The following is a 26,363-nucleotide window of genomic DNA, read 5'->3' as shown; positions in this document are numbered from 1 at the left end:
AATAAGATGAAGACACTTAAACTGAATTGGGTGTCTTCATCTTATTACTTGTTCTTTTATAATTCTTATCCCCGAATCTGTCCATTCCCACGAATCACATATTTTGTGGAAGTTAATGCAGGTAACCCCATTGGTCCCCTTACGTGTAGCTTTTGTGTACTGATGCCAATTTCTGCGCCGAATCCGAATTCAGATCCATCCGTAAAACGAGTCGATGCATTATGATAAAGTGCCGCGGCATCAACAGATGTGAAAAATTTGCTGACGTTTTCCTCGTTCTCTGTAATAATCGCTTCGGAATGCATGGATCCATACGTATTTATATGATGAATCGCTTCTTCCGTAGTGGAAACCACTTTAACTGCCAGTGTGAGAGATAAAAACTCTGTTTCCCAGTCTTCTTCTGAAGCTAATGCAATAGAAGAATCAATTGCCAATGCTTTATTATCGCCACGTAGCTCCACGCCTCTTTCCTTCAAGGAAGAAAACAGCTCGCTACCAAATTGCTGCGCCCAATTCTCATGAAGTATAATCGTTTCAATTGCATTACATACAGATGGACGCTGCGTTTTTGCGTTTATAATAATATTAAATGCCATTTGTTTATCCGCTGTTTCATCAATAAAAATATGACAATTTCCCGCACCTGTTTCAAGTACTGGAACAGATGCTTCTCTCACTACAGTATCAATTAATTGTTTGCCACCTCTTGGGATAAGAACATCCAAGTACTCATTCAATGTAAACAACTGCTTTGCACTATCGCGCGTTGTATCTTCTATGAGCTGCACACTTTCTGAAGGCAAGCTTGTTTGTTTGAGCGCCCTGTGAATAACGCTAACGATGGCTTTGTTAGAATGAATAGCAGAAGAACTACCACGTAGTATTACTGCGTTTCCCGTTTTTAAGCAAATTGTAGCAGCATCCACTGTCACATTCGGCCTTGCCTCGTAAATCATTCCGACAACACCAAGTGGTACGCGCATCTCCTGAATAGATAATCCATTTGGTCGTTCCCATGCACTAACACGCTCTCCAACAGGATCACGTAAATCAATTAGTTGCTTAATACCTTCAGTCACATCAATGATACGCTGTTCATTCAGCATAAGACGATCAAGGAGTGACTCAGAAAATCCTTTTGTCTTCCCTTCTTCAATATCCCGTTTGTTTTCCTCTAAAATATAAGCTGTTTCTAATATCAGCTGATCAGCAATTACGGCAAGTGCTTCATTTTTTTGATCTGTAGATTTAAGCACAAGTTCTCTAGCAACCTCTTTCGCCTTTTTCCCCTTTGCCAACACTTCATTCATTTTTATTTCCTCCTTTTTAAGGTTAATCAGTTTTTATTTGAGAACTATTTAACACCAGTATCTAAATCTTTCCTGCCCATTAAAATTTGAGTGCTCTCTTTTCTTAAAATGAAACCCAGTGATCTCTATGGATGACTTCATAATTATGCCTTTCGCCTCTTGCTTGAATATCTTTGCTTTGCATACCTTTTAAATTCCTTAGTTCCTCTGCGCTATATGTGCATTGTCCTTTTCCTATTACGCGCCCTTGTTGCGTGATTACTTCCACGACTTCACCCACTTGGAAAAACCCTGACACATTTGTAACACCAGCAGGCAGAAGACTCTTACCATGCTGAATGATGGCAGAAGCTGCCCCCGCATCTACTTCAATTTGTCCGCTAACAAGCGAATGCAAGGCGATCCATTGCTTGTTCATCTTAATCACTTTTTGAGGAGCATTCCCGATATATGTTCCATCACCTTTGCCCTTCATAACATCTAAAAACTTCTCCTGTCCACATCCCGTTCCGATAAATACACTCACTCCAAGAGATAGTGCCGTCTTTGCAGCATCGATTTTTGATTTCATACCGCCAGTCCCAAGTTTTGAACCAGCATCTCCTGCAAGAGAAGCAATTTCTTCCGTTACCTCAGGAAGGAAATGATATTTTTTCGCATCCGCATTTTTCTGAGGATTTTGGTCATATAAACCGTTCACATCTGTAAAAATCATGAGCATATCTGCCGAAACAAGTCCGCTTACTAAAGCTGACAGCATATCATTATCACCGAACGTTAGCTCTTCTAAAGAAATGGAATCATTTTCATTGATTATAGGAAGAGCAGAACGGTTTAGTAGCTCTCCTAAAGTAGCGTAAGCGTTACTGTATTGTTCTTTTCTAGAAAAATCACTTCTCGTTAGTAAAAGTTGTGCAGTAACGATACCATATTTACGGAATTCCTCCGTGTATGCCTGCATTAATAAACTTTGCCCGACAGCCGCAGCAGCCTGTTTCCCTTTAATTGTCACAGGTCTGCTAGGATACCCTAGAGCAGAAAAACCTGCAGCGACTGCCCCGGATGTAATTAGTAAAACTTCATGCCCTTCCTCTTTCAATCGAGCCAATGCGGCAACGTGATCTGAAAGTTGTTCTTTAGAAATGCCTCCGTGACTATCTGCCAAGGAACTACTCCCAATCTTTACAACAATTCGTTGTTTTTTCACTTTTGTATCCCCCAAGTCTAAAATCAAAGTTTTTTATAAATTTCACTTCTATTCATACAGCTTACAGCGGCTTCTATTCTTATCAGTGCTGCACCTAGCCTATTAAAGAGCAAAATAAAAATGACCACTTCGCCCTTAATAAAATAAAAAGGACGAAACGGTCATTGTTCCGCGGTACCACCTTAATTGATATACATAGATATCCACTTGGCGCCTATAACGCAGGCGAACGCCTAAACTTTCATTTAAGACTCAGGGGTAGGTTCGATATATTCTATACGAGGAATCTTTCAGCCGGTGAATTCCACTCTCTTTCGCAAGAAGACATATGTACTATTTCCCTTCAACGATTTTCGGTTTAATTTTTTATATTATGCGATATAATTTGATTTGGTGTCAAGAAGTATTTTTAAAAATAAATAGAGCGGCAAGTTACTTGTATGAAATTATTACCCTACTGAATGAAAATACAAATCGATATAAGTTTAACTCATATTCATCAACATAAAACCTAAAATTAAAGTGTATATATTTACATATTGTCGAATATAATTGATTTTCAACTTTTGGTGTTGCAAAAAGGAATATATTCTCTTAGAATGTTTCTTTATATTGCATGGAGATGTTATTGTTATTTTAAGATAACAATTTCAAAATGATATAATTTATTATAAAAGGAGCAAGATTGAGTTATTATGGATAAACAAATTGGATTCATCGGTTGCGGAAATATGGGAATGGCTATGATTGGTGGGATGCTAAACAAAAAGATAGTGTCTGCAAATAATATTCTTTGTTCGGATTTAAACACTACGAATTTAAAAAATGCTAGTAAAAAATATGGGCTAACTACAACTACTGACAACAATGAAGTAGCTAAAAATGCTGATATTTTAATTTTATCAATTAAACCAGACCTATACGCATCAATCATTAACGAAATAAAAGAAATAATCAAAAACGATGTTATCGTCGTAACGATCGCTGCCGGGAAAAGCATTAAAAGTACTGAAGAGGCTTTTGCTAAAAAATTAAAGGTTGTAAGAGTAATGCCTAACACCCCTGCTCTTGTTGGAGAAGGAATGTCTGCCTTATGCCCTAATGAAATGGTGACAGAAAAAGATTTAGAAGATGTGCTAAACATTTTCAATAGCTTTGGTCAAACAGAGATCGTAAGCGAAAAATTAATGGACGTTGTAACATCTGTAAGTGGTTCGTCGCCAGCATACGTATATATGATTATAGAGGCGATGGCAGATGCAGCTGTATTAGATGGTATGCCTAGAAATCAAGCATATAAATTCGCTGCTCAAGCTGTGTTAGGCTCTGCAAAAATGGTACTAGAAACAGGCATACATCCAGGTGAATTGAAAGATATGGTTTGTTCTCCTGGCGGAACAACTATAGAAGCTGTAGCAACATTAGAGGAAAAAGGCTTACGAACAGCCATCATTTCAGCTATGCAGCGTTGTACGCAAAAATCTGTTGAACTATCTAGGCAAACTAAAAAGTAATAAATTAGTGTAAAGAAACCCACTTTAAATACATTCACATATCTTTAAACAGTTTTAGACTATATACACATTTCATTTACATACTCCTCCTTTTTCACCAGTAACTGAACGGACAAATTCAAGGGTAATTGAGTTTGTCTGTTTTGCATTTTATTATCCTAAAATAATTATCCTGTTCTTATTATCATTTATTTTATAGCGTAATACCCTTTTATTATTAAGGGAACATCATTTTCATATGTATTTGCTGCAAATTTTATCAAGTTTTAAATCATACGTTTCTTGTAAGACATGATACACACCAGATGAAATATACTCAGAGACTAAGCATAATATCTATTGAAAAAAGTAATATCAATCTCCTCAAATTGTTAACATAATATTTTTATCGTCCTCTAATATTAATTACTATTTCTTAATCCACCTCCATTACAATTTAAATCATTTAAGTTTTCTCCATATCGTGCATCTACTAGTTAAACAAAAACTCCCCTTAAATCGAAAATGATTAAGGAGAGTCAGTCATATTTGATGAAGTTATAGTTCTGATTTCACTGGAATAGAAACATTATTTTTCACTAAATTTTTAACTTCTTTAAAGCTAACAAAATTGTTGTTTTGCTCATCCCAAAGACGGAAACGGAGTGACCGCAAACTTGTAGCAAGAGTAATCGTTGGTACATTCTTTAAAGGAAGCGTATTATTGTGTGCCTCTTCTAATTTATAATTAGGTACTCTTGGACTTAAATGGTGAACATGATGAAATCCAATATTACCAGTTAAAAATTGCAAGATTTTAGGTAGTTTATAAAAAGAACTTCCTTCCACTGCCGCTTTCACATATTCCCACTCTTTATCTTCTTCAAAATAAGAATCCTCGAATGTGTGCTGTACGTAAAACAGCCAAATACCTATTGAACCTGCTATTAAGAATATGGAACCATGTACTAAAAGAAACGATTGCCATCCGAGTGTCCAGCAAAGTAACCCTACTAAAGCAACGATTAAAACATTCGTCAAATAGGTATTCATGCGTTCCTTCTTTCTAGCACCTTTTCTGTTAAATCTATTTTTAAGTAGGAAAACATAAATCGGACCTAACCCAAACATAACCAATGGATTGCGATATAAACGATATGCTAAACGGAGTCTAAATGGCGCTGCCAAATATTCATTCACTGTAAGTGTCCAAATATCTCCTGTACCTCGCTTATCCAAATTACCACTTGTAGCGTGATGAACGGAATGCTCATGCCCCCATTGATCAAACGGGAATAAAGTTAAAACACCCATACATGTCCCTACTATTCTATTTACACGACGGCTTTTAAAGAAAGAATGATGGGTACAATCATGAAAAATAATGAAAACCCGTGTCATAAATCCCGCGGCTAACACAGCTGGAACTAATGCTAACCAATAAGAAACGGACAAACTTTTATAAGCAAGGTACCATAAGATAATAAATGGCACTACCGTATTGATGATTTGCCAAACACTTTTTTTTGCCGTTGATTTTTCAAAAGGAGCAACTTGTTTTTTTAAATTTTTAGTATTTTGTAAGGTCATTTTTTCTAATTCCTTTCCTTTATGTTGCTAATTTGTATTATAACACATTATTAGTAGTAGGTGTTATACGTAGGTATAATAAATATTTTATACTATGAAAATCTCTTTTTTCTTACTCATTCCTTACAAATTACTTACGTCCAGAATAGCTTCTATTATAGGATAGAAGGAGCATTTGTGCCGGAAATTTCGAAGTTTTTCCCAATAAATATATTAATTAAAAAGAAACACAGAATTTTTCCACTTCTGTACTGCCCCGTTTCCACAATCAGAAGTGAACTGTCCCATAAGTCAGTGTCACCGACTTTGATATGCTCCTCTTAGTTTCGTAATGTTCACTTGTTGCAATTGATTTTACCGGAACTGGATCTATTTCATGAAACTAATCAAATTACATTTCAAATAAAAAACTAGTCTATTTTGAAAACTTCCCTCACTTTTATTCTATATAAAATGTAAAAATTTAATGTCCGTTTATTTAATTTCAAATCTATGATATATTCAAAATATTAATCAAACAAAGTTAATAAAATGAAACTAAGGGAAATTTATGAAAAACACATTTTATATTCATACTAAAATCATATGTTTTTAGTATAGAAAGGAGATTCAAAATTTGAATAAGAATTTAACCAAAATTACATTAATAAGCGGTCTCGCTCTCATACTTTATCATTTTTTCAAATGGTATTTAGTTGAATTCCTTACCCCATTTGTTATGCCATTTCTTTCAATAATAGTTCATGGATTGTTTTTCTTAATATTAATTTTCACAATCATACATCTTATCAAATACAAAAACTGGAAACCGTTAATTATTCAATTAATCATAATAATTACTTGGATATGTATACCATTTAATGAGATTTATATAAATTTAGATTTTATTATCTATAAAGAAGACCGTGAAAAAGTTATAGCACTTATAGAACATAAAGAGTTAACTCCTAATGTTCATTATGATAGTAGACAAATTCATTTACCTACACAGTTTGCATCCACTTCCAAAAACGGTGGGGATGTAATTATTCAACAAAATAAAAATGGTATTTCTGTTTTCTTTTTTACTTATCGTGGTATATTAGATAATTTTTCAGGATTTATTTATACACCAAATGATACTAGACCAAACAAATACGACTTTAATAATGAATATAAAGAAATCACAAAAATAGAAAAAAACTGGTATTATGTGACATCATATTAAAGAACACAAAAATTTTCTTTTAATTATATTAAAAACATACCGTATTTATAGAAAGGGAATGCTTGTATACTATATACTGATCTGTACTGCATTCCCTAATTAGGCCCGAAACGGATTCTTGTCGTATTAGCTCATTCAAGGTGATGCATTTTTTTTACAAGCGATACATCTTTTTTATCATATACGTCGCTTTAACACCACTCAATATAGAGGGTGCTGTTTCAAATGACTCGAACCTTAACATAGGAGTAGCATCACACATCCATCAACTTAAGAATTTTCTCGTTTTGGATTATTTGTTTTTCTCAGCTTGATTGTGACAGGGCACTGCCAACAAAAAGCGATTTTCGTACGCTAAGATTCTTTCAACATAAAGATTGTTGATAACTTGTACGTGTCAGTAATACCATCTAGCTGTAGAGTGCCGAAAAAAAGTGAAGCAAACAAAAAATAACTCCAAAATCAACTTGTATTGTATATTTTGGAGTTACTTGACGTTTACTTTGCAACGAAAGAGAACCGCAACACTGCCTAAAACTTGGGCGCTTATCACATCCACAAACACACAAAATTAAGAATCCTTCTTCATTCGTTGTTGCTCTTTAATTTGTTCAGCAATAGCTGCAACATGAATACATTCCATATATAGGTCGTCAGCATCTGTATCTTTCACGCTAACTTTTATACTTGTATACTCAAAATCCCTTTGATTTGTTTTTGGATGGTAAAACATGTTTCTCTACTCTTTCATATAGAGTAAGCAATTGCTTGATAAAAGAAAATTCCGGTACTAACCAATACGAAAATAACGCTGAAACACATCCTATTAAAGCCCCTATTACAACATCAAAAGGATAATGAACCCCTACCCAAATACGAGAGATTGCTACACAAAATGCAAGTATAATCCATAACCATCCAGTCTTTTTACGAACAAGCAAAAACGAAAAACAAATCGAAAAAAAGAGAATCGTATGGTCACTAGGAAATGAATTATCTACAGCATGGTCGACAAGTTTATTAACATCAGGCAATACTGCAAACGGTTGATAATTCAAATGAAATTTCCCTGCTATTTTTCCAATCACCTCAGCAATCACAAAAGCAACCATCGCTTGAATAACCATCATCCTACTTTTTCTGGACCCGGTAAACCAATAAGCTATAATAATTAAACCAAAAATATATACCATATATTCTGCCAAAAATACCATGGCTGAGTTTAGGAATGAATATTGTTTACCTAAATCATTAATTGCTCGAAAAATATCAATATTGAATTGAGAAAAAGACATTTTCAAATCCCTCCTTTATAGTAAGGTGTTTAACTCATTGCCATATACCTTCATTACACGAATAGTTTTGATTATTGTACTCATCTAAAAATACCAACCTTCTTGTACGCTTATAATTTTATTATGGGAAAAAAGGTTTAAATGGGACTTAACTACTTCTTAACTATGTGAATGTACTGTTTCTTCCTCTAACATGACGTTTTCACTTAAAAAATAAGCGGCATACGTACGTATATTTCGACTAACGTTTTTAAACGCGAGCTGAGAAAACGTCATCTTCCTTCCCCTCCCACGCTTTTTTTACTTTCATAAAAATAGGCATCACCATGAGTATGACATCTCCTTCTTCTTTCTTCTTTTTCACTATAATAAAAAAAGAAAAAGGAAAACATCGAACTTTCTTACATACATTCGTGCATTCTTACAGTTTTGTCATTTTCTCGTCATTTTGTAAATGTGTTCATCGCCTTGCCTTTCGCTATTTTCAAAAACTCTTGTAACTCTGGGTTTATATTCGTCTTTCGGTATGCAACGGCTAGTTCCGCAACAATTTTAGAATCACATATTTCTTTGTAGACAACTTCTGATTGATATAATTTTTTTGCAGACACCTATCCGCTGTTAATTAAATAAGAAAAATTATATGTTTCTAATACATGTTTTTGATCGAGCTTTAATTTAAACCTACAAAGAATTAAGGAAAGTACCCAAAACGACCGTTTATGGTACTTTCCTTATTTTTATCCAGATTGAGAAAAATACTATTCAAATTCAGTTTCAAAACTCATTACCAAAATAAACGCTCCTAACATATTAGTCATATACAATATGTTAGGAGCGTGATATTTTAAGTGTTTTTTGGATTTAGGTCTTGATAATATACGCTAAGCAATCTTTTATATAAAAAAGCCGATTCCCTGTAATCTAAAGGATAATCGGCTTTTTGCTATTCATTTATTTGTAGTAGTTGAAGATATTCTAAAGGTATAATCATATTAATTATTATCTAAAAAACAATTCGTTTCTCAGTTTCTGAATCAAAGTAATGCACTTTGTCCATGTTTAAACCTAGATCTATATTAGATTGACTTTGCACATCTAAAGATGTGTCCACACGTGCAACAAAGGATTGGCCATTAATGTTAGAATATAGATATGTTTCTGCCCCCATTAATTCTGCTACATCAATACATACCATTACTTTTGTGTTATATGGTAAATCCTCGATTTCTTTTCCATAATAAAAGTCTTCTGGACGTATTCCTATTATGATTTCTTTATTCGTATAGCCCTTATTTCGCAAGCCTTTCATCTTCTCTTCTGGCACTTCAATTTTCCACTTATCAATCATAACTGCATTATCTGTTAATACTCCTTTGAAAAAATTCATTCCAGGAGAGCCAATGAATCCGCCGACAAATACATTCTCTGGATTATCATACACTTCTTTCGGTGTACCGACTTGCTGTATAATCCCATCTTTTAGTACAACTAAGCGCGTCGCCATCGTCATAGCTTCAATTTGATCATGCGTGACATATACAGATGTCGTTTGCAGCTGCTTGTGTAATTTTGTAATCTCAGCACGCATTTGAACACGCAACTTCGCATCTAAGTTTGATAAAGGCTCGTCCATTAAAAATACTTTTGCATTTCGAACAATCGCTCGGCCTAAGGCAACACGCTGACGTTGCCCACCTGAAAGTGCTTTTGGCTTTCGGCTTAAATACTGCTCAAGTCCAAGAATTTTTGCTGCATGTTGCACACGCTGGTCAATTTCTTCTTTACTATATTTTCGTAGTTTTAATCCAAACGCCATGTTTTCATACACACTCATATGCGGATAAAGCGCATAGTTTTGAAATACCATTGCAATATCTCTATCTTTCGGTGTAACATCATTTACACGCTTTCCATCAATATAAAAGTCGCCCTCTGAAATCTCCTCAAGTCCTGCAATCATACGTAATGTTGTAGATTTCCCACACCCTGAAGGGCCAACCAAAACGATAAATTCTCCATCATTTACTTCTAGGTTAAAATCTTTTACGATTGTCACATCATGATCATATTTTTTGTAAATGTTTTTGAATGATAGTTGAGCCATAATATCCTCCTAGAATTCGAGCTATATTTATAGATATTGTTAAAAATTATGATGACATGAATTATAAAATCTTCGAAATATCCTTCATACTGTTTAAAATATAATCCGCTTTTCCTTCTAAATCTTCCTTCCTGCTCGCACCCGATAAGACGCCCACTACTTTAATGTTACTATTTCTTGCAAATGTAACGTCTGTTAATGTATCACCTACCATAAGCACATCTTCTTCAGTTAGTGAAAATTTTTCTTTAAACATATGATAAAAGTCACTTTCAGGTTTTGTTCTATTCACACCATCATCTGCACCTAAAAAATCTACATAATCATATAACTCAGTCATTTTCAGAGAATGAATAGCTGCATCAACATCGTCTGCCGTAACAACCCCAATAATATATTCATTGTCTTTTAAATATCGTAACGTTTCCTTTGCACCTTCCACTTCTGTAAATACAAGATCATCTGCAGTAGAGTACTTTTTGAATAGAAGACATACATTTTGAATAAAACCCTCTTTATTCACATGTTGATTTTCTAGCAACGAATACCATGCAGCCGCAATAAAGTAATTTGTGCGACAAGCTAGTAAACTCGTACTCTCAAAATCGTTATCATTCATACCAATAATCGTTAAGTAGTCATCTCGTTTACTTTTTTCATTTGGATACGTTTGAAATATATCATCTAACACACGATGCACAATTTTGTACCAAACTGAATCTAACTGTATTAATGTTCCATCTTTATCAAAAATAATCGCTTTATTCACCCTTTATTCCCCCTATAACTTCATTCCATGTTTTTATATTTTTAATCTGAACTTTATTATGAATAGGATTAATAAACGCCACTAATTCGTCCTCTTCCCATCCCTCAACTCTAGCGTACGCCCCTTCATTTAAAGAGAATGCAAAAGTTGCATCGCTGCCGTATTCTTTTTCAATCGTTCTTCCATTTATAAGTAGTCTCCACTCACACGGTTTATCTGTTTGAACGTTATAAACAATATTTCCTTTAGCCTCATCGCCGACAGCAATCGTTTCACCTTCGTTTTGAATATCTATCGCTAGTTTTCTAAATCGAGAGAAATAAATTCTTCCGTTTTTGATCGCAAATTTCAAGTTTTTAATTGATAAACCGTTACATAATACATATGTTCCTGGATCACCGTAAATGGATGGGTCTTTTGATCCTGGGAATGTTTTAGACGGATGTAAATGAGAGTCACTTCCTCCTATTCCCCAGATTTTAAGACCATTTGACCACATTTGATCGAAACAACGTAAAGCTTCTAAAGTAGATGATTTACTTTTTTTATAAGTTGGATCACACATAATTTCCATCGTATGAACATTTTCTAAATTAATATTAACTTGGTTCGCCCAAGGCTTCATAAATGGATGATTCACACTCAATAAATAGCCTTTTTCTTTCATGAGTGAAAATAGTGCATTCATTTTTTCAGCGCTAAATGATTCATCTATATACTCTGTAAAATCAATGAATTCTCTTATACCAAATATGTTGTAATGACCATAAGGAGTTGTAAGTTCCATAGATGGTATAATTAATGTGTTTCCTTTTTGATATGATGGCATAACAATATTGTGCTCCGTCGCATATAAAAAATCTAATTCTTGTTTTTCACATACTTCCATTCCAAGTTCATCATCTATCTCGCCATCTGTTAAATCTGTATGTTCATGAAAATCCCCTTTGTACCAGCGATGTTCTTCATTTACTACCTTATTAAAACGGTCTTCATCGATAAAAACATTGCCCTTACAAAAATGCTCTCTATTATACTTTCGCTCCAACTGATCATTCACTTCTATATTTACTGTATAGTCAACTTTTTCCCCAGTAAATTTCACTACTTTCTTTGCACAATGAGGGATATATACGACTTCTAATTCCCAATTACCTGACTGTATGTCTCCTCCAATACAACCAGCAGAACAAAACTTTGAATCTTTCGAAACGACTAGTTTTTCATTTACAATTGGAGTTTGATATTGTATACGTACATAACCGTTAGGATCTCTTAAGATTAGTAAAAGCGGAATTTTTCGGCTATCCCCTTGATCAATTGTTAATGTAAAGTTTGTAATATCAGTTTCATCCATTTGGAAACAGTGTTTATTTTTTACGAATGGAGAGAGTGTTATCGTACTTGTTATTTCGATCATAGTTCTCACACCTTTTCAAGTGAATTTTAGAGGCACTTCCTTCGTTCAAAAGCACCTCACGTTCGTACTACAAACAGGTTTACTTCTTCTTTTTCAAAACTTTATCTAACTCTTCTTGCGCAACTTTAGCTGCTTCATCTAATGCTTTCTTTGCTGGAACCCCTTCAATCTCTACTTTATCTTTTGCTACATTTAAAGCGTCACTGATTTTTCCGCCCGTTGGATCTACAAATGGTCCCACTCCATTATTGTTGGCTTGTTCTAACGGAACTAATGCTTGTGGTTGTTTTTTAACAAATTCAGCATATGGACCGTACTCTGTTACATTGTTACGAACAGGAATATAGCCTGTTGCCATTGACCATTCAGCCGTTTTCTCCGTACTTGTCGCAAATTTCATAAAGTCATATGCACCTTTCGCTACTTCTGGATCAATATTTCTCGTTAATGTGAATAAATATGTTTCTAATTTTGGCGCTGGTTTATTATTACCCCAAGCTGGTTGTGGCAATGCGTCAAACGTGTTAAGACGTTCTTCTTCCGTCATTCCTTTACCTAATGATTTGAAAACAAATCCTTGGTCACCAGATGATCCTGTAAACCCTAATGTTCTGCCTTCTACTAAATCAATTACTGTTTTATCCCAATATTCCCATCCAGTACCACCTGAATGTATTTTCATAATTTTATCTTCATGAAGCCATGTGCGGAATTCCTCCCATACCGTAACCCAAGTATCATCGTTAATTAATACTTTTTTACCATCTTCACTTAATACATTACCGCCAGCACTGCGAACTGCATCAATTAAGTTTGACGTCCCCCACATTGGCATCCAGCCAGCATATGAAACATTTCCGTTTTCACCACGTTTTGCGACTGTTTTTGCTACCTTTTCTACACCTTCCCACGTCTTTAAATCCTCTTTTGTAAAGCCATTCTCCGCCAATGCTTTTTTATTGTAATAAAAAATTTGCGTTGTACCGTAAAACGGAATGCCATATAACTTCTCGTCAATTGTTGCTTGCTCTATAAATCCTTTTCCATAATTTCCCTTTTTTAAATTAGTATCATTTTTAACATATTCATCTATAGGTACGATTAACTGTTTTTTAGCATATTCTTGAATGACATCAGAACCTAGTAATGCAATTGCTTCTTGGTTATTCGCTGCAAATCCACTTTGTAGCTTTTGATATGACTCATCGTAGCTACCCGCTTTTGTCGTTTTCACTACATATTTGTCCTGACTTTTATTGTATTCTTCCACAATCTTATCTACACGATCTGCAAGAGAGCCCCCTACTCCATTAATGAATGGAACAACAACCTTCTCCCCTTCTTTACTCGCTTTAACCGTACTTCCTTTTCCACCTGAACAACCCGCAAGTGCACTAACAAACAATGTTAAAACTGTTAGAAGCATGAATAGTTTTTTCATCCCACATATCTCCTTTACTATTTAATTACCCCTTTATTCCTGAATCAGTAACACCAGATAAGAACCATTTTTGTAGAATTAAAAATACGATTAAGAGCGGCACCGTTGCGATTGTACTTGCAACCATAATGTGTGACCAATCTCGTCCTAAAGAACTATTAATGAAATAATCAGCAATTCCATTCGTAATTAGTTTTTGTGTATTATCTTTCAAAATAAGAGCTGGCCAAATGTAATTATTATAGTTACCAATAAATGTGACCAATCCTAGAGTTACAAATGATGATCGTGTCATTGGAAAAATAATCTTCCAAAGAATTCGCCAATCACTCGCTCCGTCAATTTTGGCTGCTTCTACTATTTCAAAACCAACTTTATGGAACGTTTGTTTCAAATAGAAAATACCGAATACGCTAACAGCCATAGAAATCATGTATCCAAAATGTGAATCAAGCAAACCAAATTTCCCTAACATTACATATACAGGAACATACGATACAGCTCCAGGGATCATATAGGTTGCCATCACAACACTAAACGTAATATTCTTGCCTTTAAACTTATAAAATGCCAACATATAAGCAAAAAGCGCTGACGAAACAAGTACATATATAGTAATGATGAAAGAAGTATAGAAACTATTAAATAAATATGTGCTAAATGGAAGTATATCTAATACTTGCTGATAATTTTCCCAGTGAAATTCTTTAGGCCAAAAACCTCCTTGTAATACTTCACTAGATGTTTTAAACGAACCAAGCACCATCCATATGAATGGAAAAATAAATAGTATACTTGATAACGCTAGAAAGAGATGCTTTACGATTAATGGACCTTTTTTCATATTATTCACCTTAATAGTTCACCCACTTGTCACCTATTATTTTGTTTATAACAGATAGTAGTATTGTAATGATTAGTATGATAAATGCGATTGCTGTTGCAGATCCCATATCAAATTGTTCAAACCCTTGTTGGAAGAATAAATAAAGTAACGTACGCGTCGAACCACTAGGTCCACCTTGTGTTAAAATTTTTATTTGATCGTAAGCCTGCACTGAAGAAATTGTATTGACAACAACTAAGAAGAAAGTTGTTGATGAAACCATTGGCAGTGTTACATATCGAAATTTCTGCCATGAATTTGCTCCATCAATACTAGCTGCTTCATATAAACTATCTGGAACTTTTTCTAATGCGCCAATATAGAAGATCATCGTCCAACCAACTAATTTCCAAACTGTCACAATAATGACTGCTAACATCGCTGTTTGACTACTTTGAAGCCAGTCCAAACCTGGTATCCCAAAAAAGTTTAGAACTTTATTAATAACTCCAAATTGAGGTTCATATAAAAGTGACCACACAATGGATACAGCTATTGTTGGCGTTACCCAAGGTGAAAAAATCATTAATTGGTACAATGCAGAACCTTTAAATTTTTTTCGGAAGAATAATGCGAATCCTAAACCTAATGCAATCGTTGGAATCACTGTTCCAATTCCGAAATAAAACGTATTTAGCAATGCTTGCATAAAAGAATCTTGTGTAAATAAATTGAAATAGTTTTCTAAACCAACAAAGTTAAAATCATTCGTCATAAAATCCCAATCAGTAAAACTAATACCTAAGCTAATGAAATTCGGAATAATCCAAAACAATATTAGAGGTATTCCAACTGGTAGTAAAAAGAACACAGCTTTTGATAGTTTTATTTGCATTCTTGCCACCTCCTAATTCATATTGTACGAGTATATTATTAACACAATGTTGTTAATTTGTTAACTAATTGTAAAAACAACAAATAAACAAAATAAAACAACATAAAAACAAAAAGAAGACTATTTCTCAACTTACTAAGAAATAGTCTTCTTTTTGTTTTCTATACTGTTATTACTTCTACCCCATTACTTGTTAACACATTGTGCCACGCCTCATCGAGCTTAGCGTTTGTATATAATGCATCGATGTCACTGAAATTCCCGCTTTTATAGAACTTTGTTAAATTAAACTTTGACTCATCAGCCATCATGACAACTTGTTTTGCATTATTCTTTAACTGCTTATATATTTGTGCATCTTCAATATACGAACATGTTAGTTCTTTTTCTAAAGAAATTCCATCACAAGAAGCAAATAACTTATTAACAGTGAAATGGTCAAGATAGTTTAACGTCATTTCTCCAGACAATGCTAATGAATTTGTATTCAATATTCCTCCAATGACTATTAACCTGCAATCAAAGGAATCATATTGTTCTTTAAGCTCAATAATTTTATTAACAGCTGGTATCGAGTTTGTTAAAATCGTCAAATTCTTTTTATCGTGTATGTAATCCAAAATTTGCATTGTGGTTGTCCCAATTTCAATTGCGATAATATCATTATCTTCTACGAGTTTACTTGCTTCCATTGCAATTTTTCGTTTTTCTTCAATATTCTCAGCTCGGCGCCTATCAAAATGAAATTCTAGTGTTTGATCTTTTTTCTTAATTGCACCACCATGTATTTTCGTAAGCTGCCCTTCCTTGTGCAACATATCTAAATCTCTTCGTATCGTTTCTGTTGTAACATTTAGTACCTTCGCTAAATCATTTACCATAACTCGGTTGTACTTTTCTAACTCATCTAGTATGTGTTTTCTACGTTCAAATTGCGTGTACGATTTCATTTCATTAACACCTCTTCAAATTACGAAAAATATTGTTTTTCTAAAAACTCTTATTATTAGAACGACTTAATCGTTACTTTTAACATAACATCATTTACAGAAAGAAGGAACGATTATCTGTACTATATTTCGTCAAAGGAACAATGGTATATATCACCATATTCACCATACTTTTTTATTACAAGAAGTCTATTTGTTTGGCACCCTTTTTTATAAAGAGCAGTACTTTTTATTTTCATCTGAAATTCAAATTTACTTAACAATAAAAACACGATCATAATAAATAAAAATTTATTGTTAAACGATAAATTTCATGTTAGATTAAATAGATAATTAATAAATGAGGTGCTTTATATGAAACAAAGATCAACACTCTTTTTAAAGACAGCTATTATTCTGATTGGAATCCCTGTTCTTGCTTTGTGTATATTTTTAGTTCCTAACATAGGGAATTATGCAGCGGAATTGTATCCCGATATTGCATATATAAAATATCTTATTTTAATCAATCTGTATGCAACGGTGGTACCTTTTTATTTCGCTCTGTATCAAGCTTTTAAACTTGTAAGCTTCATTGATAAGGGTAACGCTTTCTCGAAATTATCTGTTAGAGCTTTAAAGAAGATAAAACAATGTGCAGTAACAATCAGTATTTTATATGTGGTAGGTATGCCACTCTTCTATCTTGTGGCGGAAAGAGATGATGCACCAGGTATTATTATACTTGGCATGCTCCTAATCTTTGCTTCAATGGTTATCGCAGTCTTTGCTGCCGTTCTCCAAAGACTTTTAAAAGATGCGATAGATATAAAATCAGAAAATGATTTAACGGTCTGAGGTGAATAACATGGCAATTATAATTAATATTGATGTAATGCTAGCGAAAAGAAAAATGAGCGTAACTGAACTTTCAGAGAAGGTTGGAATTACAATGGCTAACCTTTCTATATTAAAAAATGGAAAAGCAAAAGCAATTAGAATTACAACTTTAGATGCTATTTGTAAAGCATTAGAATGCCAACCTGGGGATCTTTTAGAATATCAACCTGAAGATACCGAATAAAAAGAGTCCTTCTTATATGAAGGACTCTTTTTATTGCTCATTACGGCGCAAAATTTATTTGGCCAGTAAACAATAAGATAATCGCGATAATCCAAAAAATAAAGAACGATGAGGAAAGTATTAATGAGATAATTGCAATTGCCTTCTTCTCTGTTTGTTTCGTGATTCCAATTGTTGAAAGTATAATACCTACGCCTGTCAGAGCAATTGTAATATAATCTCCCACTATATTACCCGCATTCGCTATTCTCGTCGGAGTTATAAAAACGAATAAAAAACACATAATTCCGATGAGTAAAGATACATAGCTTATTATGCTGTACTTCTTTTTGGAAACTATTTCTGTTTTCATAATTACCCACCCCTTCTATATAGCTATGAGTTCATATTAGCATGAATAACCATAATTTGGTTAAAATAATAAAAAACAGATAAAGCGGACACTTCCACTTTATCTGTTTTTTATTTAATATATAAACCAGCTTTTTCAATTACAGGAGTAAGATCTTTCATTTTCTCCTCTGATAATGCGGTTTTCATCTTACTATCAAATTTTTCATGCACTTCTTTATACTTAGCTTCATTTTGTAACGACTAAATCCGCCCTATCCCTCGGCAATTCCGCTTCCAAATAATACTCCTCAGCTTTCCAATACCTACTTTGAAACTTTGGAAGGTTCTTCTGCGTTTCCTCACTCTCGCGAAGAAACCTTGTCTCTCTTGAACAATCCAAATACACCATATAATGAAAGAAATTTCTCCATTCTTTTCGCTGCAGAAAAACACCTTCAACAATTATTACACCTACTAAAGGAAGCTGTATTTCTTTCATTTCACATATGTCTGTTTCATCATGATAGAAAGGCAATTGTACTTGTATATCGCTTTGTAACTTCCAAAAAAAGTTTCGCTGCAACCACTCTATATCCCATTGAAGGTTGTAGTACTCATACCATTCTGCAAATCCAGTATTATATCGCTCGTTACGCTCGGTAATGTGATCGTCAATATGAAAAATATGAAACGGGATTCCACTTTGCTTCATATCTGCTTCCAACTCTTTAACCAAAGTTGTTTTACCCGAACGACTTAGTCCGTCTATACCTAGTATAAATCGCTCATCTTTATGTTCCTTAATAACTTTCATTATTTCATTTGTGCTCATTACTTTTTCCAATCTTCTTTTAATAATGAATAAACGACCGTGTCATGAGCAACATCATTTTGAATCATATATTTTCGAAGTAATCCTTCTTCTTGAAATCCGGCTTTTTTTAATAAATTACGGGAAGCTTCATTTTCTATATATACGACAGCTGCAATTCTTATAAAGTGCAACGTTTCAAATCCGTAAGCTAGCATTGCTTGCAGTGCTTCGGTTGCGTATCCTTGTCCCCAATATGTATCATCTAGCTCATAACCAATTTCAGCTCGTTTATGATGATTGTTAATTAAATGAAACCCACACGTACCAATTAATTGATCCGTGCCTTTCTTCTCTATTCCCCAGCGAAATACACTTCCCTCTTCATTACGCTTTCTAAACGTTTGAATAGTCGTTTTCGCTTGCTCAATATTTTCGAAAGAGTCCATTCCGAAATAACGAATAACGGATTCTTTTGAAAAATAATGGAACATCGCTTCTGCATCTAATAGTGTAAGTTCTCTTAATAGTAAACGTTCTGTCTCTAATTTTGGAAACCCCATCCTCTTTTTCTCCTTCTATTCTAATGAACTACAAATTTCAATATAATTACCGTCTGGATCGGCAATGTAAGCAATTGTTTGTCCCCACGGTTTTACGATTGGCTCAACTAGAACTTTAACCCCTTGTTCTTTTAATTTCTCAATCGTTCCCTTTACATCTTCTACAACAAACCCTAACTCAAAATGAGAAGATTGTAGTACACCTTCTGTAAGAGGTAGTCCCGTTAACTCCTTAACATCCTCTCGTGTATTCATCGCTAAAATTGTTGCTCCTGTTTCAAATTCAATATATGTACCGTGCTCTGCTCTTATTGGTAATCTTAAAATTTCTTTATAAAACTGAAGACATTGCTCAAACTTTTCCACATATAAAATAATGTATTTCATTTTTAAGTTCATAATTATTCCCCCTTAACCTTCACCTCTAAAAATTCGACAAATGTTTTTAAAAACCTTGTACCTTATTGAGATGAGCACAAAAAAATGAGGCCGATTTCTCGGCCCCCCAGCTTATTGGCATAAAACAGGAGATTTGGTTTGGACATAACCAGTTCTTACATTCATTATATTTTATTTTTTCTGAATTTTAAATATAATAAATACCTATTTATGTTGAGAAAGTTTTTTTACTTGCATAAAATCATACCGCTTAAGAAATGCTACAAATGGAGGTGTATACATATGGAACCAATGCTTTGTCCAAGTTGTAAAACGAACCGAACTCGCTTTAATATTCTCGAGCAACAAGTAAAACCAGTAAAATTAAATCCACAAACTGGTCATGTAGAAGAAGAATACACGAATGAAACGATGAACGCTTTTCATATGGCTTATCAAGGACCTACTTACCGCGTCCAATGTGCTGTATGTGGGCTTGTTGAAAACCCAGAACAATTTATAAAACCTGCGCAAAATCAGTCTTTCTCTTAAACATTTCCCTACCCCCTATCAATTTTCTATAGGGGGTTTTTCCGTTTTACGTAAGCAAGGTGGACAATTGCTGTTTAATCAAAGGTTCCTAATTCATCTACATGTCTACTATTCATACACCGTCATATATTTTTCTTTTCCACACAAATATAGCGGCCCAATAGAATCAAAGAACAGCTAAGCCTTGCGACCCAAAGTAAGGAAAATTTGATGAAGCAACAACCTGCAACCTTACTAGACTACCATCACTTTGAATATTAAATACTGACACTGTGCCCTGATTTCCATTAAGGGTGTAAAAATGTCGTCCATCTTTACTCACTCCAACATCCATCGGAAGACCCGGTGCTGTCCCCGGCGGTGTACTAGTAATATGCCTTACTACTGACAGTACTCCATTGGGGGCGATTTGGTAGGTGGAGATGGTGCCACTTAAAGTGTTCGTAGTGTAGGCAAAACGTTCATCCTTCGTTGTTATAACCCAACAGGCAGTTTTATATCCGTTTTGTACAGAGCCGCTGATTACATGAAGAGTACCATCATTGCTCAATGAATAAGATGACAACGCATTTGAAACTGCTTCTGTAACTAAGAGAATTCCGGACGATAGAAAGTAAGCACCCAATGGGCCTTTACCGTAAGAATCATTAACAATTGGTCCTGTGACCGTACCATCTTTATTTACATGGAAGACACTGAGATGGTTTGATGTAAGCTCGGAGACAACAATTTTACTACCATCCGGGGTGAAGAGAACTTGTGCGGGCTGAGCATTAAAGGTACTGAGAGCATGAGTGGATCGTGGAATAGGTGTAAGGTTTCCCTTATCATCTATGTGAAATCCAGTAATATTTGATGCAAAATTGTTTGCAGCATTACCTACATTGGAGACATAGAGAAGATTATCATACACACCAATGCTATTGGGCTGAGCACCTCCTGATGGCTTTACATCCACGAAAGTCGGCACCCCGTTATCTGCTATGATAAAACTACTGATACTATGACTGCCTGCGTTAACTGCAAATAGGAAACGACCATCACGGGAAAAAGTCAGAGAACCTTGTGATGCTAGAGGATCTATACCATCGTTTGCCGTTTCTGTAGAAACTTCCTTTATACCAGTACCTCTTCCGTAAGTTCGGTAAGAACCCACAAAGGTGAGCATTCCATTCGTATCCATATGAAAAGCAACAATGTGATTCATTACTTCATTATTAGTCATCATGTATACCATACTCGCACGAGCACGAAAATAATTGTTCATTCTCTGCATTTTATGACTCTCCTCCCTTCATAATTTTATATGGTTCTTTTTCCAATTAAATTCCCATACAAATGGAAATTGATTTAGAAATATCTCTTGCTCATCTCGTAGTTTCTTTAAGTGAAAACCTTATTCACTTCCATATTATATTTTAAACTCCATACTCTTCTGGTAATATTTACATAAGAGAGGTGAAATAAATGATATTTAATAACAGATTAATGATTCCATCCGCATTACTACTATTAGTTTGCCACATGATCATACTTTACTTTTGGATCTTCGATTGGAAGAAGATCTCGACTCCTTACGGTCTAGCTATATGGATTATTTCTACTGTTTGCGGCTTTTTACTTTATTACCACTTTAAACATCAAAACTCTAATAAAATAGTATTAATCGGTAGTTCATTATTATTAATCGTTTCTTCTTCATTTATGATTTTTTTAGGTATTGTTACTGGGATTATCTTTGTAACTGTTAATTCTATGTCTTAAATATATAGTTTTTTATTGTGTAAAAAAGAACGAACAAAATAGAATTACATAAAAATTAAAGAAGATGATTCCGATAATCATATCATCTTCTTTAAAAATCCACTCTTTATTATAATATTTCGTTTTTCAATTTCTTAATTTTCCAAGAGATCCTTATAAAGAGATACATATACATACAACCCACAAACCCCAGCATAACTTTCGCCCAAATTGGCACTCTTGATTCTGTTGAACTTAAAAATGCATTATACATTGAGGGTAATATAGTTATTGAAATAAATGCAAAAAATTGTAGTAATTCCTTCATTTTTTGTACCTTCGTCTCTTTTTCTGAGTAAATGTCAGGTAACTCATTATCATCTTCTACCTCTTTACAAAAATAATTCCATTTTGCAAAACTCGTTACATGTTTCCACCCACACATTTCATATATATCAATATATTCTTTTTGTTTTTCTTTTGAATCTTTATAATCCAATCTGAAATCCGCTTTATATACTACATCTTTCGGCTTAGTTTTCTTAAATGTATACATTATATTATATTTTTGTAATGCCCAGCCTTGTTGGTGCATATTCCGTAAAAAAGCTTCTTCTTTTTCTACGCTCCATACCGCGAAAGGTTTGAATATCTTCTTTGTCTCCATCTTCCATTCACTCCCCTAATATACTGTTTCCATTTCTTACAGATCTCTGTAACCTGTTATACTCTAGCTCTAACACTTCTCTCCCAAACGGTGTTAACTCATAGCACTTCTTTCTGTCTGTAGAGGCAACTTCAACAATCAATTTCTCTTTTAATAACTTCGTAGTATTCCCATATAAAGTACCAGGACCGAGCTTTACTTCCCCATTTGTCATCTCTTCTACCATTTGCATAATTCCATAACCATGCATTGGCTTTACAAGTGACAACAATATGTAATATGTCGCCTCAGTTAATGGAATGTATTTTTGCGTTTTCGCATTCATTATAACTACCTCCGATACATCGCTTCATGATATATCGACTCACGATACATCGTATAACGATATTGTATAATCATATTCCAAAATATGCAAGTGTAATATTAAAATTAAATATCCATTTCTTTGAATTAAAAAATCATATCAATTTTCTGAATAATTTGTTAAAATATAGAAATATCCGCTTTTATTTTGAAAGGAATGATACATATGATAACTAAATTGAAAGAAAACATAGGATCTGTTTTTGTCGGTAAGGAAAATGTAATTGATTTACTCCTCGTTTCACTGCTTGCTGATGGACATGTACTGCTTGAAGACGTACCTGGTACTGGAAAAACATTACTAGCAAAAACAATTTCTAAAAGCATTGGTGGTAATTTTTCTCGCGTTCAATTTACCCCTGATGTACTTCCGAGTGATGTAACAGGTATTGAATATTTCAATCCAAAAACTAGTGAATTCGAATTAAGACTTGGACCAGTTATGACAAATATACTACTCGCAGATGAAATTAACCGCGCGATGCCGAGAACACAATCTAGTTTGTTAGAAGCGATGGAAGAACGACAAGTAACGCTTGAAAAGCAGTCTACTCCTCTTCCGAAACCGTTCTTTGTTATTGCGACGCAAAACCCGATTGAATCACAAGGAACTTTCCCTCTTCCAGATGCACAACTTGATCGCTTTTTAATGACGATTTCAATTGGTTATCCGTCTCCTGAAGATGAATTAAAAATGATGCGCCGTTTTCGTAACAATGCACCGTTAGAAAGCGTCACATCTGTCATTTCTTTAGAAGACATTTTAGAAGCACAGAAACAAGTGAAAGAAATTTTCGTATCAGAACCGTTAGAACATTACATTATTAAGCTTGCTCACGCTACAAGAAATCATGATTACATTGCTAACGGTGTAAGCCCGCGTGCTACATTAGCTTTAGTACGTGCCGTTCAAGCACTAGCCTTTTTACGCGGCAGAGAATATTGCACACCTGAAGATATACAATTTTTAGTTCCTTCTGTTTGGAATCACCGTATCGTCTTATCAATGGAAGGTGCCTTACGCACGACAAAAAATGAAATCACGCAAAGGATTTTAAAAGAAGTTGACGTACCTGTGGAGATTGAACAAGCATGAATGGACAGCGCGTTGTAACTGTACCTTTATTTTTTCAACTCCATATTATTCAATTAACTGTGCCAGGCGCTATACTATTTACGTTTTTTCTGCCGCAACGAATTATTATGTTTCTCTTTTTCTTCTACTATTTATTTGCGATTTTCATTTATAAATATGTCGCTTACATAGAGAAAAGATTTCAAGTTATAAATGAAAAACAAACAACTCGTCTTTTCCCTGATGAATCTGGACAGTTTTTTATTCATTTAAAAAATGGTGCAAATATACCACTCGTTAACGGCGTTTGTTATTTTCATTTAAATTCATCTCTTATACCGCATAAGGATCAAGGGATTGAACAAATATCGAAAACGTTATTTTCTTTCCCATTTTCACAACCTGCTCATTCAGCACAAAAATGGGATTTAACATTAACCGCAACGAAGCGTGGTGTGTTTCAAATTGAACAGTTCGAATGTGTTTTAAAAGATCCTTTTCATCTTTTAACTGTACATTTACCTGTTTTCGATAAGTTAAAGACTGAAATTATTGTGTACCCTTCTCCTAAAGAGGTAGCCGGTTTACAAGAACTTCAGCAACTATTAACAGGTTCGTATCGAACGAATTTCTCTTTTTACAATGATGAAACATCCATTATCGGTGTTAAACGATATGAACGTGAATCTTTCCGCTCTATTCATTGGAAAGCATCTGCTAAAATGCAGGCGTTACAAGCGAAGCAATATGAACCTGTAAAAAATTATAGTTGGACGATTTGTCTTTCTTTAGCTGCTGATCGTGGGTTTGGTTGGAAAGAAAATGTAGAAGACCTTATTTCATTTACAACGTACATTTGTCAATTCGCAACGAAGCATCAAATTCCGTTTGAGTTATTTATTAGCGTTTTAGCAGAAGGTGGCCCTTTGCTTTTACCATTAAACGAAGGACAAACACATTACGCCAAAGCGTTAGAAGAATTAGCACGTATTTCAGATGATAGTACGCTACTTCCGAAACAAGGATTTCTTCACTATGTAACGAGAAAAAGGGAACGCTCATCTACAATGATATACATTGGTTTGCAGAAAAAGGAGCTCCCTCTTCTATCTCAACCTACGTTCCTCATTAATAATGAAGGGATGGTGGAAAAGCTTGAAAACTTGGCTCTATCACGTTAATGACTTTATTCTGCTCCTCCTTCTTTCATTATTAACGGAAAGAGATGAGCTCATTGGTATTGCTATATTTTTAGTGACCGGTTATGTAGGAATATTTCTTATTCATAAATTTATGAAGAAAAAAACAACAGGTTTTGTACTACTGTTAGTTATTCAAATAATCGGTTGTTCTTTATTTCTACCTTTCTCTATTTTAGGCACAATATTATTACCACTGTTTTTCTTTATCGTACACTCTGTTGGACCGGGATATCCAGTACAAAAATCGTTAGGCGGTATTGTATGGTTTGTCGTTTCAGCTATATTTTATGCCCCCTTTCCGCCATTGTGGAAAGGGTTACTATTAGCTTTACACATTATGATTACCTTTTGGTTAACAGGTTCCAATCGTAATCAACAGCTATTACGTTTCACTTCTATTATTACGATTGGAATAATTAGCGCTTTACTTATTCCGGTATTTCCTTATATTCGGCTTCTTTTTTCTTATATCATACAAGTAGTTGCCTTAGGATTTTGTTATGCTTTAAATCCATTGTTCTCGGCAGCTGCATTAAAAGATACAGACGACTTTTGGTCGAATAAAGGAAATTTAAAAGATCCTCAAATTAAAGAAGAATTGGGGCAGCGTCCTTTTGATCCAACTCTCATAAATAGCATTACAATAATAGCCTGTACAGCCATCGCTATTTACGTCGTTTGGAAAATAGTAAAAAAACGAAAACATTTAAGTTTACCAAATATGCCTGTCTTTGAATCTACAATCATTACTGATAAAGAAGGCATTAGCCAAAAACGCTTCAAACGAAATAAACCACCACATAACGAAATTCGAAAAGAAATTTTCAAACTCGAGAGTAAGCTATCTCCTCCTTTAAACCGAGAACGAGGAGAAACTGTTGAAGCTTGGCTAGAGAGAATTAATGATGAAGAAGAGGTAAATATTCAGAGTCATATTATTATAGACGCGTATAATGCAGTGCGTTATTCAAATGGTGAAAACACTGTACTTCTGCATGAATTTAAGGAAGAGGTTTATAAGCTTTATGCGTATCAGAAGAGTTTGAAGAAGAGAAAATGATGTATACAAAAAGACTCCTATTAAACTAGGAGTCTTTTTG

The 26,363-nt window shown here is 34.3% G+C and carries 28 protein-coding genes, 1 pseudogene and 1 other annotated feature; of the genes and pseudogenes, 9 read left to right on the top strand and 20 right to left on the bottom strand.

The genetic code is table 11. The features are described from left to right. Positions 1–65 precede the first annotated feature (65 nt). Positions 66–1,313 (bottom strand): glutamate-5-semialdehyde dehydrogenase, encoded by a 1,248-nt coding sequence (locus tag BG05_RS16855; protein WP_002185563.1) that lies wholly within the window; start codon positions 1,311–1,313, stop codon positions 66–68. Between the two features lie 103 nt (positions 1,314–1,416). After that, the gene (proB, locus tag BG05_RS16850; RefSeq protein ID WP_033734122.1) at positions 1,417–2,520 is read right to left on the bottom strand and encodes a glutamate 5-kinase; all 1,104 of its coding nucleotides are present in this window, start codon (positions 2,518–2,520) and stop codon (positions 1,417–1,419) included. A gap of 145 nt (positions 2,521–2,665) precedes the next feature. Then, positions 2,666–2,876 (bottom strand) — a binding site (T-box leader). A gap of 339 nt (positions 2,877–3,215) precedes the next feature. On the opposite strand from proB, the gene proC reads away from it, so the two are divergent. Continuing rightward, a complete protein-coding gene (gene proC, locus BG05_RS16845) occupies positions 3,216–4,034 on the top strand; it encodes a pyrroline-5-carboxylate reductase (RefSeq protein ID WP_003190234.1) in 819 nt (272 codons plus the stop codon). A gap of 537 nt (positions 4,035–4,571) precedes the next feature. Here the strand turns inward: proC and desA are convergent. Continuing rightward, entirely contained in the window at positions 4,572–5,603 is a 1,032-nt protein-coding gene (gene desA, locus BG05_RS16840; protein WP_002013512.1) for a Delta(5) desaturase DesA, read from the bottom strand. A 616-nt stretch (positions 5,604–6,219) separates the two neighbouring features. Here desA and BG05_RS16835 point away from each other — a divergent pair. Next, positions 6,220–6,810 (top strand): hypothetical protein, encoded by a 591-nt coding sequence (locus tag BG05_RS16835; RefSeq protein WP_003190229.1) that lies wholly within the window; start codon positions 6,220–6,222, stop codon positions 6,808–6,810. A 695-nt stretch (positions 6,811–7,505) separates the two neighbouring features. Here BG05_RS16835 and BG05_RS16830 read toward each other — a convergent pair. The 9 genes from BG05_RS16830 to BG05_RS16790 all read right to left on the bottom strand — a co-directional run bounded on the left by BG05_RS16830 (position 7,506) and on the right by BG05_RS16790 (position 16,513). Then, a complete protein-coding gene (locus BG05_RS16830; RefSeq protein ID WP_002127913.1) occupies positions 7,506–8,105 on the bottom strand; it encodes an undecaprenyl-diphosphatase in 600 nt (199 codons plus the stop codon). Positions 8,106–8,548: 443 nt separating this feature from the next. Next, entirely contained in the window at positions 8,549–8,716 is a 168-nt protein-coding gene (locus BG05_RS31105) for a type 2 periplasmic-binding domain-containing protein (RefSeq protein ID WP_003190224.1), read from the bottom strand. Between the two features lie 395 nt (positions 8,717–9,111). Further along, positions 9,112–10,212 (bottom strand): ABC transporter ATP-binding protein, encoded by a 1,101-nt coding sequence (locus BG05_RS16820; protein WP_002165550.1) that lies wholly within the window; start codon positions 10,210–10,212, stop codon positions 9,112–9,114. A 61-nt stretch (positions 10,213–10,273) separates the two neighbouring features. After that, positions 10,274–10,981 (bottom strand): HAD family hydrolase, encoded by a 708-nt coding sequence (locus BG05_RS16815; RefSeq protein ID WP_002110510.1) that lies wholly within the window; start codon positions 10,979–10,981, stop codon positions 10,274–10,276. Then, entirely contained in the window at positions 10,974–12,401 is a 1,428-nt protein-coding gene (locus BG05_RS16810) for a CehA/McbA family metallohydrolase (protein WP_033734121.1), read from the bottom strand. Before BG05_RS16810 ends, BG05_RS16815 begins: the two co-directional genes overlap by 8 nt. 79 nt (positions 12,402–12,480) lie before the next feature. Further along, positions 12,481–13,842 (bottom strand): extracellular solute-binding protein, encoded by a 1,362-nt coding sequence (locus BG05_RS16805; RefSeq protein WP_003190217.1) that lies wholly within the window; start codon positions 13,840–13,842, stop codon positions 12,481–12,483. A gap of 25 nt (positions 13,843–13,867) precedes the next feature. Continuing rightward, positions 13,868–14,686, bottom strand: a complete 819-nt coding sequence (locus BG05_RS16800) for a carbohydrate ABC transporter permease (RefSeq protein WP_002110514.1) — start codon at positions 14,684–14,686, stop codon at positions 13,868–13,870. Positions 14,687–14,696: 10 nt separating this feature from the next. Then, the gene (locus BG05_RS16795; protein ID WP_002165547.1) at positions 14,697–15,563 is read right to left on the bottom strand and encodes a carbohydrate ABC transporter permease; all 867 of its coding nucleotides are present in this window, start codon (positions 15,561–15,563) and stop codon (positions 14,697–14,699) included. Positions 15,564–15,724: 161 nt separating this feature from the next. Then, the gene (locus BG05_RS16790) at positions 15,725–16,513 is read right to left on the bottom strand and encodes a DeoR/GlpR family DNA-binding transcription regulator (RefSeq protein ID WP_002127921.1); all 789 of its coding nucleotides are present in this window, start codon (positions 16,511–16,513) and stop codon (positions 15,725–15,727) included. 354 nt (positions 16,514–16,867) lie between these two features. Here BG05_RS16790 and BG05_RS16785 point away from each other — a divergent pair, with 354 nt between their 5' ends. After that, positions 16,868–17,350: a DUF2975 domain-containing protein gene (locus BG05_RS16785; RefSeq protein WP_002127922.1), complete on the top strand. Its 483-nt coding sequence runs from the start codon at positions 16,868–16,870 to the stop codon at positions 17,348–17,350. Positions 17,351–17,360: 10 nt separating this feature from the next. After that, positions 17,361–17,576: a helix-turn-helix domain-containing protein gene (locus tag BG05_RS16780; RefSeq protein WP_002168132.1), complete on the top strand. Its 216-nt coding sequence runs from the start codon at positions 17,361–17,363 to the stop codon at positions 17,574–17,576. A 40-nt stretch (positions 17,577–17,616) separates the two neighbouring features. Here BG05_RS16780 and BG05_RS16775 read toward each other — a convergent pair whose 3' ends face one another. From BG05_RS16775 to BG05_RS16760, 5 genes and pseudogenes are all read right to left on the bottom strand, one after another. Further along, entirely contained in the window at positions 17,617–17,928 is a 312-nt protein-coding gene (locus tag BG05_RS16775) for a hypothetical protein (RefSeq protein WP_002110521.1), read from the bottom strand. A 113-nt stretch (positions 17,929–18,041) separates the two neighbouring features. Continuing rightward, positions 18,042–18,170, bottom strand: a pseudogene (locus BG05_RS32280) (DUF3887 domain-containing protein); the annotation flags it as partial. Next, entirely contained in the window at positions 18,157–18,741 is a 585-nt protein-coding gene (locus BG05_RS16770) for a kinase (protein WP_003190208.1), read from the bottom strand. The pseudogene BG05_RS32280 and the gene BG05_RS16770, both read right to left, overlap by 14 nt. Next, positions 18,741–19,283: a GNAT family N-acetyltransferase gene (locus BG05_RS16765; RefSeq protein WP_003190206.1), complete on the bottom strand. Its 543-nt coding sequence runs from the start codon at positions 19,281–19,283 to the stop codon at positions 18,741–18,743. Before BG05_RS16765 ends, BG05_RS16770 begins: the two co-directional genes overlap by 1 nt. 15 nt (positions 19,284–19,298) lie before the next feature. Continuing rightward, entirely contained in the window at positions 19,299–19,682 is a 384-nt protein-coding gene (locus BG05_RS16760; RefSeq protein ID WP_002013534.1) for a VOC family protein, read from the bottom strand. 282 nt (positions 19,683–19,964) lie between these two features. On the opposite strand from BG05_RS16760, the gene BG05_RS16755 reads away from it, so the two are divergent. Then, a complete protein-coding gene (locus BG05_RS16755; RefSeq protein WP_002013535.1) occupies positions 19,965–20,213 on the top strand; it encodes a hypothetical protein in 249 nt (82 codons plus the stop codon). Between the two features lie 166 nt (positions 20,214–20,379). Here BG05_RS16755 and BG05_RS16750 read toward each other — a convergent pair whose 3' ends face one another. Next, positions 20,380–21,489: a lactonase family protein gene (locus BG05_RS16750; protein WP_002127931.1), complete on the bottom strand. Its 1,110-nt coding sequence runs from the start codon at positions 21,487–21,489 to the stop codon at positions 20,380–20,382. A 191-nt stretch (positions 21,490–21,680) separates the two neighbouring features. On the opposite strand from BG05_RS16750, the gene BG05_RS29730 reads away from it, so the two are divergent. After that, positions 21,681–21,977, top strand: coding sequence for a hypothetical protein (locus tag BG05_RS29730; RefSeq protein WP_002127933.1), 297 nt, complete (start codon positions 21,681–21,683; stop codon positions 21,975–21,977). 109 nt (positions 21,978–22,086) lie between these two features. Here the strand turns inward: BG05_RS29730 and BG05_RS16745 are convergent, their stop codons facing one another. After that, positions 22,087–22,623: a DUF2812 domain-containing protein gene (locus BG05_RS16745; RefSeq protein ID WP_016120425.1), complete on the bottom strand. Its 537-nt coding sequence runs from the start codon at positions 22,621–22,623 to the stop codon at positions 22,087–22,089. A 7-nt stretch (positions 22,624–22,630) separates the two neighbouring features. Then, positions 22,631–22,948, bottom strand: coding sequence for a PadR family transcriptional regulator (locus BG05_RS16740; protein WP_003190196.1), 318 nt, complete (start codon positions 22,946–22,948; stop codon positions 22,631–22,633). 204 nt (positions 22,949–23,152) lie between these two features. Between BG05_RS16740 and BG05_RS16735 the strand changes: the two genes are divergently transcribed. The 3 genes from BG05_RS16735 to BG05_RS16725 are packed head-to-tail and all read left to right on the top strand — an operon-like array spanning position 23,153 to position 26,323. Further along, the gene (locus tag BG05_RS16735; protein WP_003190194.1) at positions 23,153–24,082 is read left to right on the top strand and encodes an AAA family ATPase; all 930 of its coding nucleotides are present in this window, start codon (positions 23,153–23,155) and stop codon (positions 24,080–24,082) included. Next, positions 24,079–25,242, top strand: a complete 1,164-nt coding sequence (locus tag BG05_RS16730) for a DUF58 domain-containing protein (protein ID WP_002168123.1) — start codon at positions 24,079–24,081, stop codon at positions 25,240–25,242. The genes BG05_RS16735 and BG05_RS16730 overlap by 4 nt, the downstream gene beginning before the upstream one ends. Further along, positions 25,217–26,323, top strand: a complete 1,107-nt coding sequence (locus tag BG05_RS16725) for a DUF4018 domain-containing protein (protein ID WP_033734120.1) — start codon at positions 25,217–25,219, stop codon at positions 26,321–26,323. The genes BG05_RS16730 and BG05_RS16725 overlap by 26 nt, the downstream gene beginning before the upstream one ends. Positions 26,324–26,363: the final 40 nt, after the last annotated feature.

The organism is Bacillus mycoides, assembly GCF_000832605.1.
Taxonomy (GTDB): Bacteria; Bacillota; Bacilli; order Bacillales; family Bacillaceae_G; genus Bacillus_A; species Bacillus_A mycoides.
This window is presented reverse-complemented; position numbering and strand designations above follow the sequence as displayed.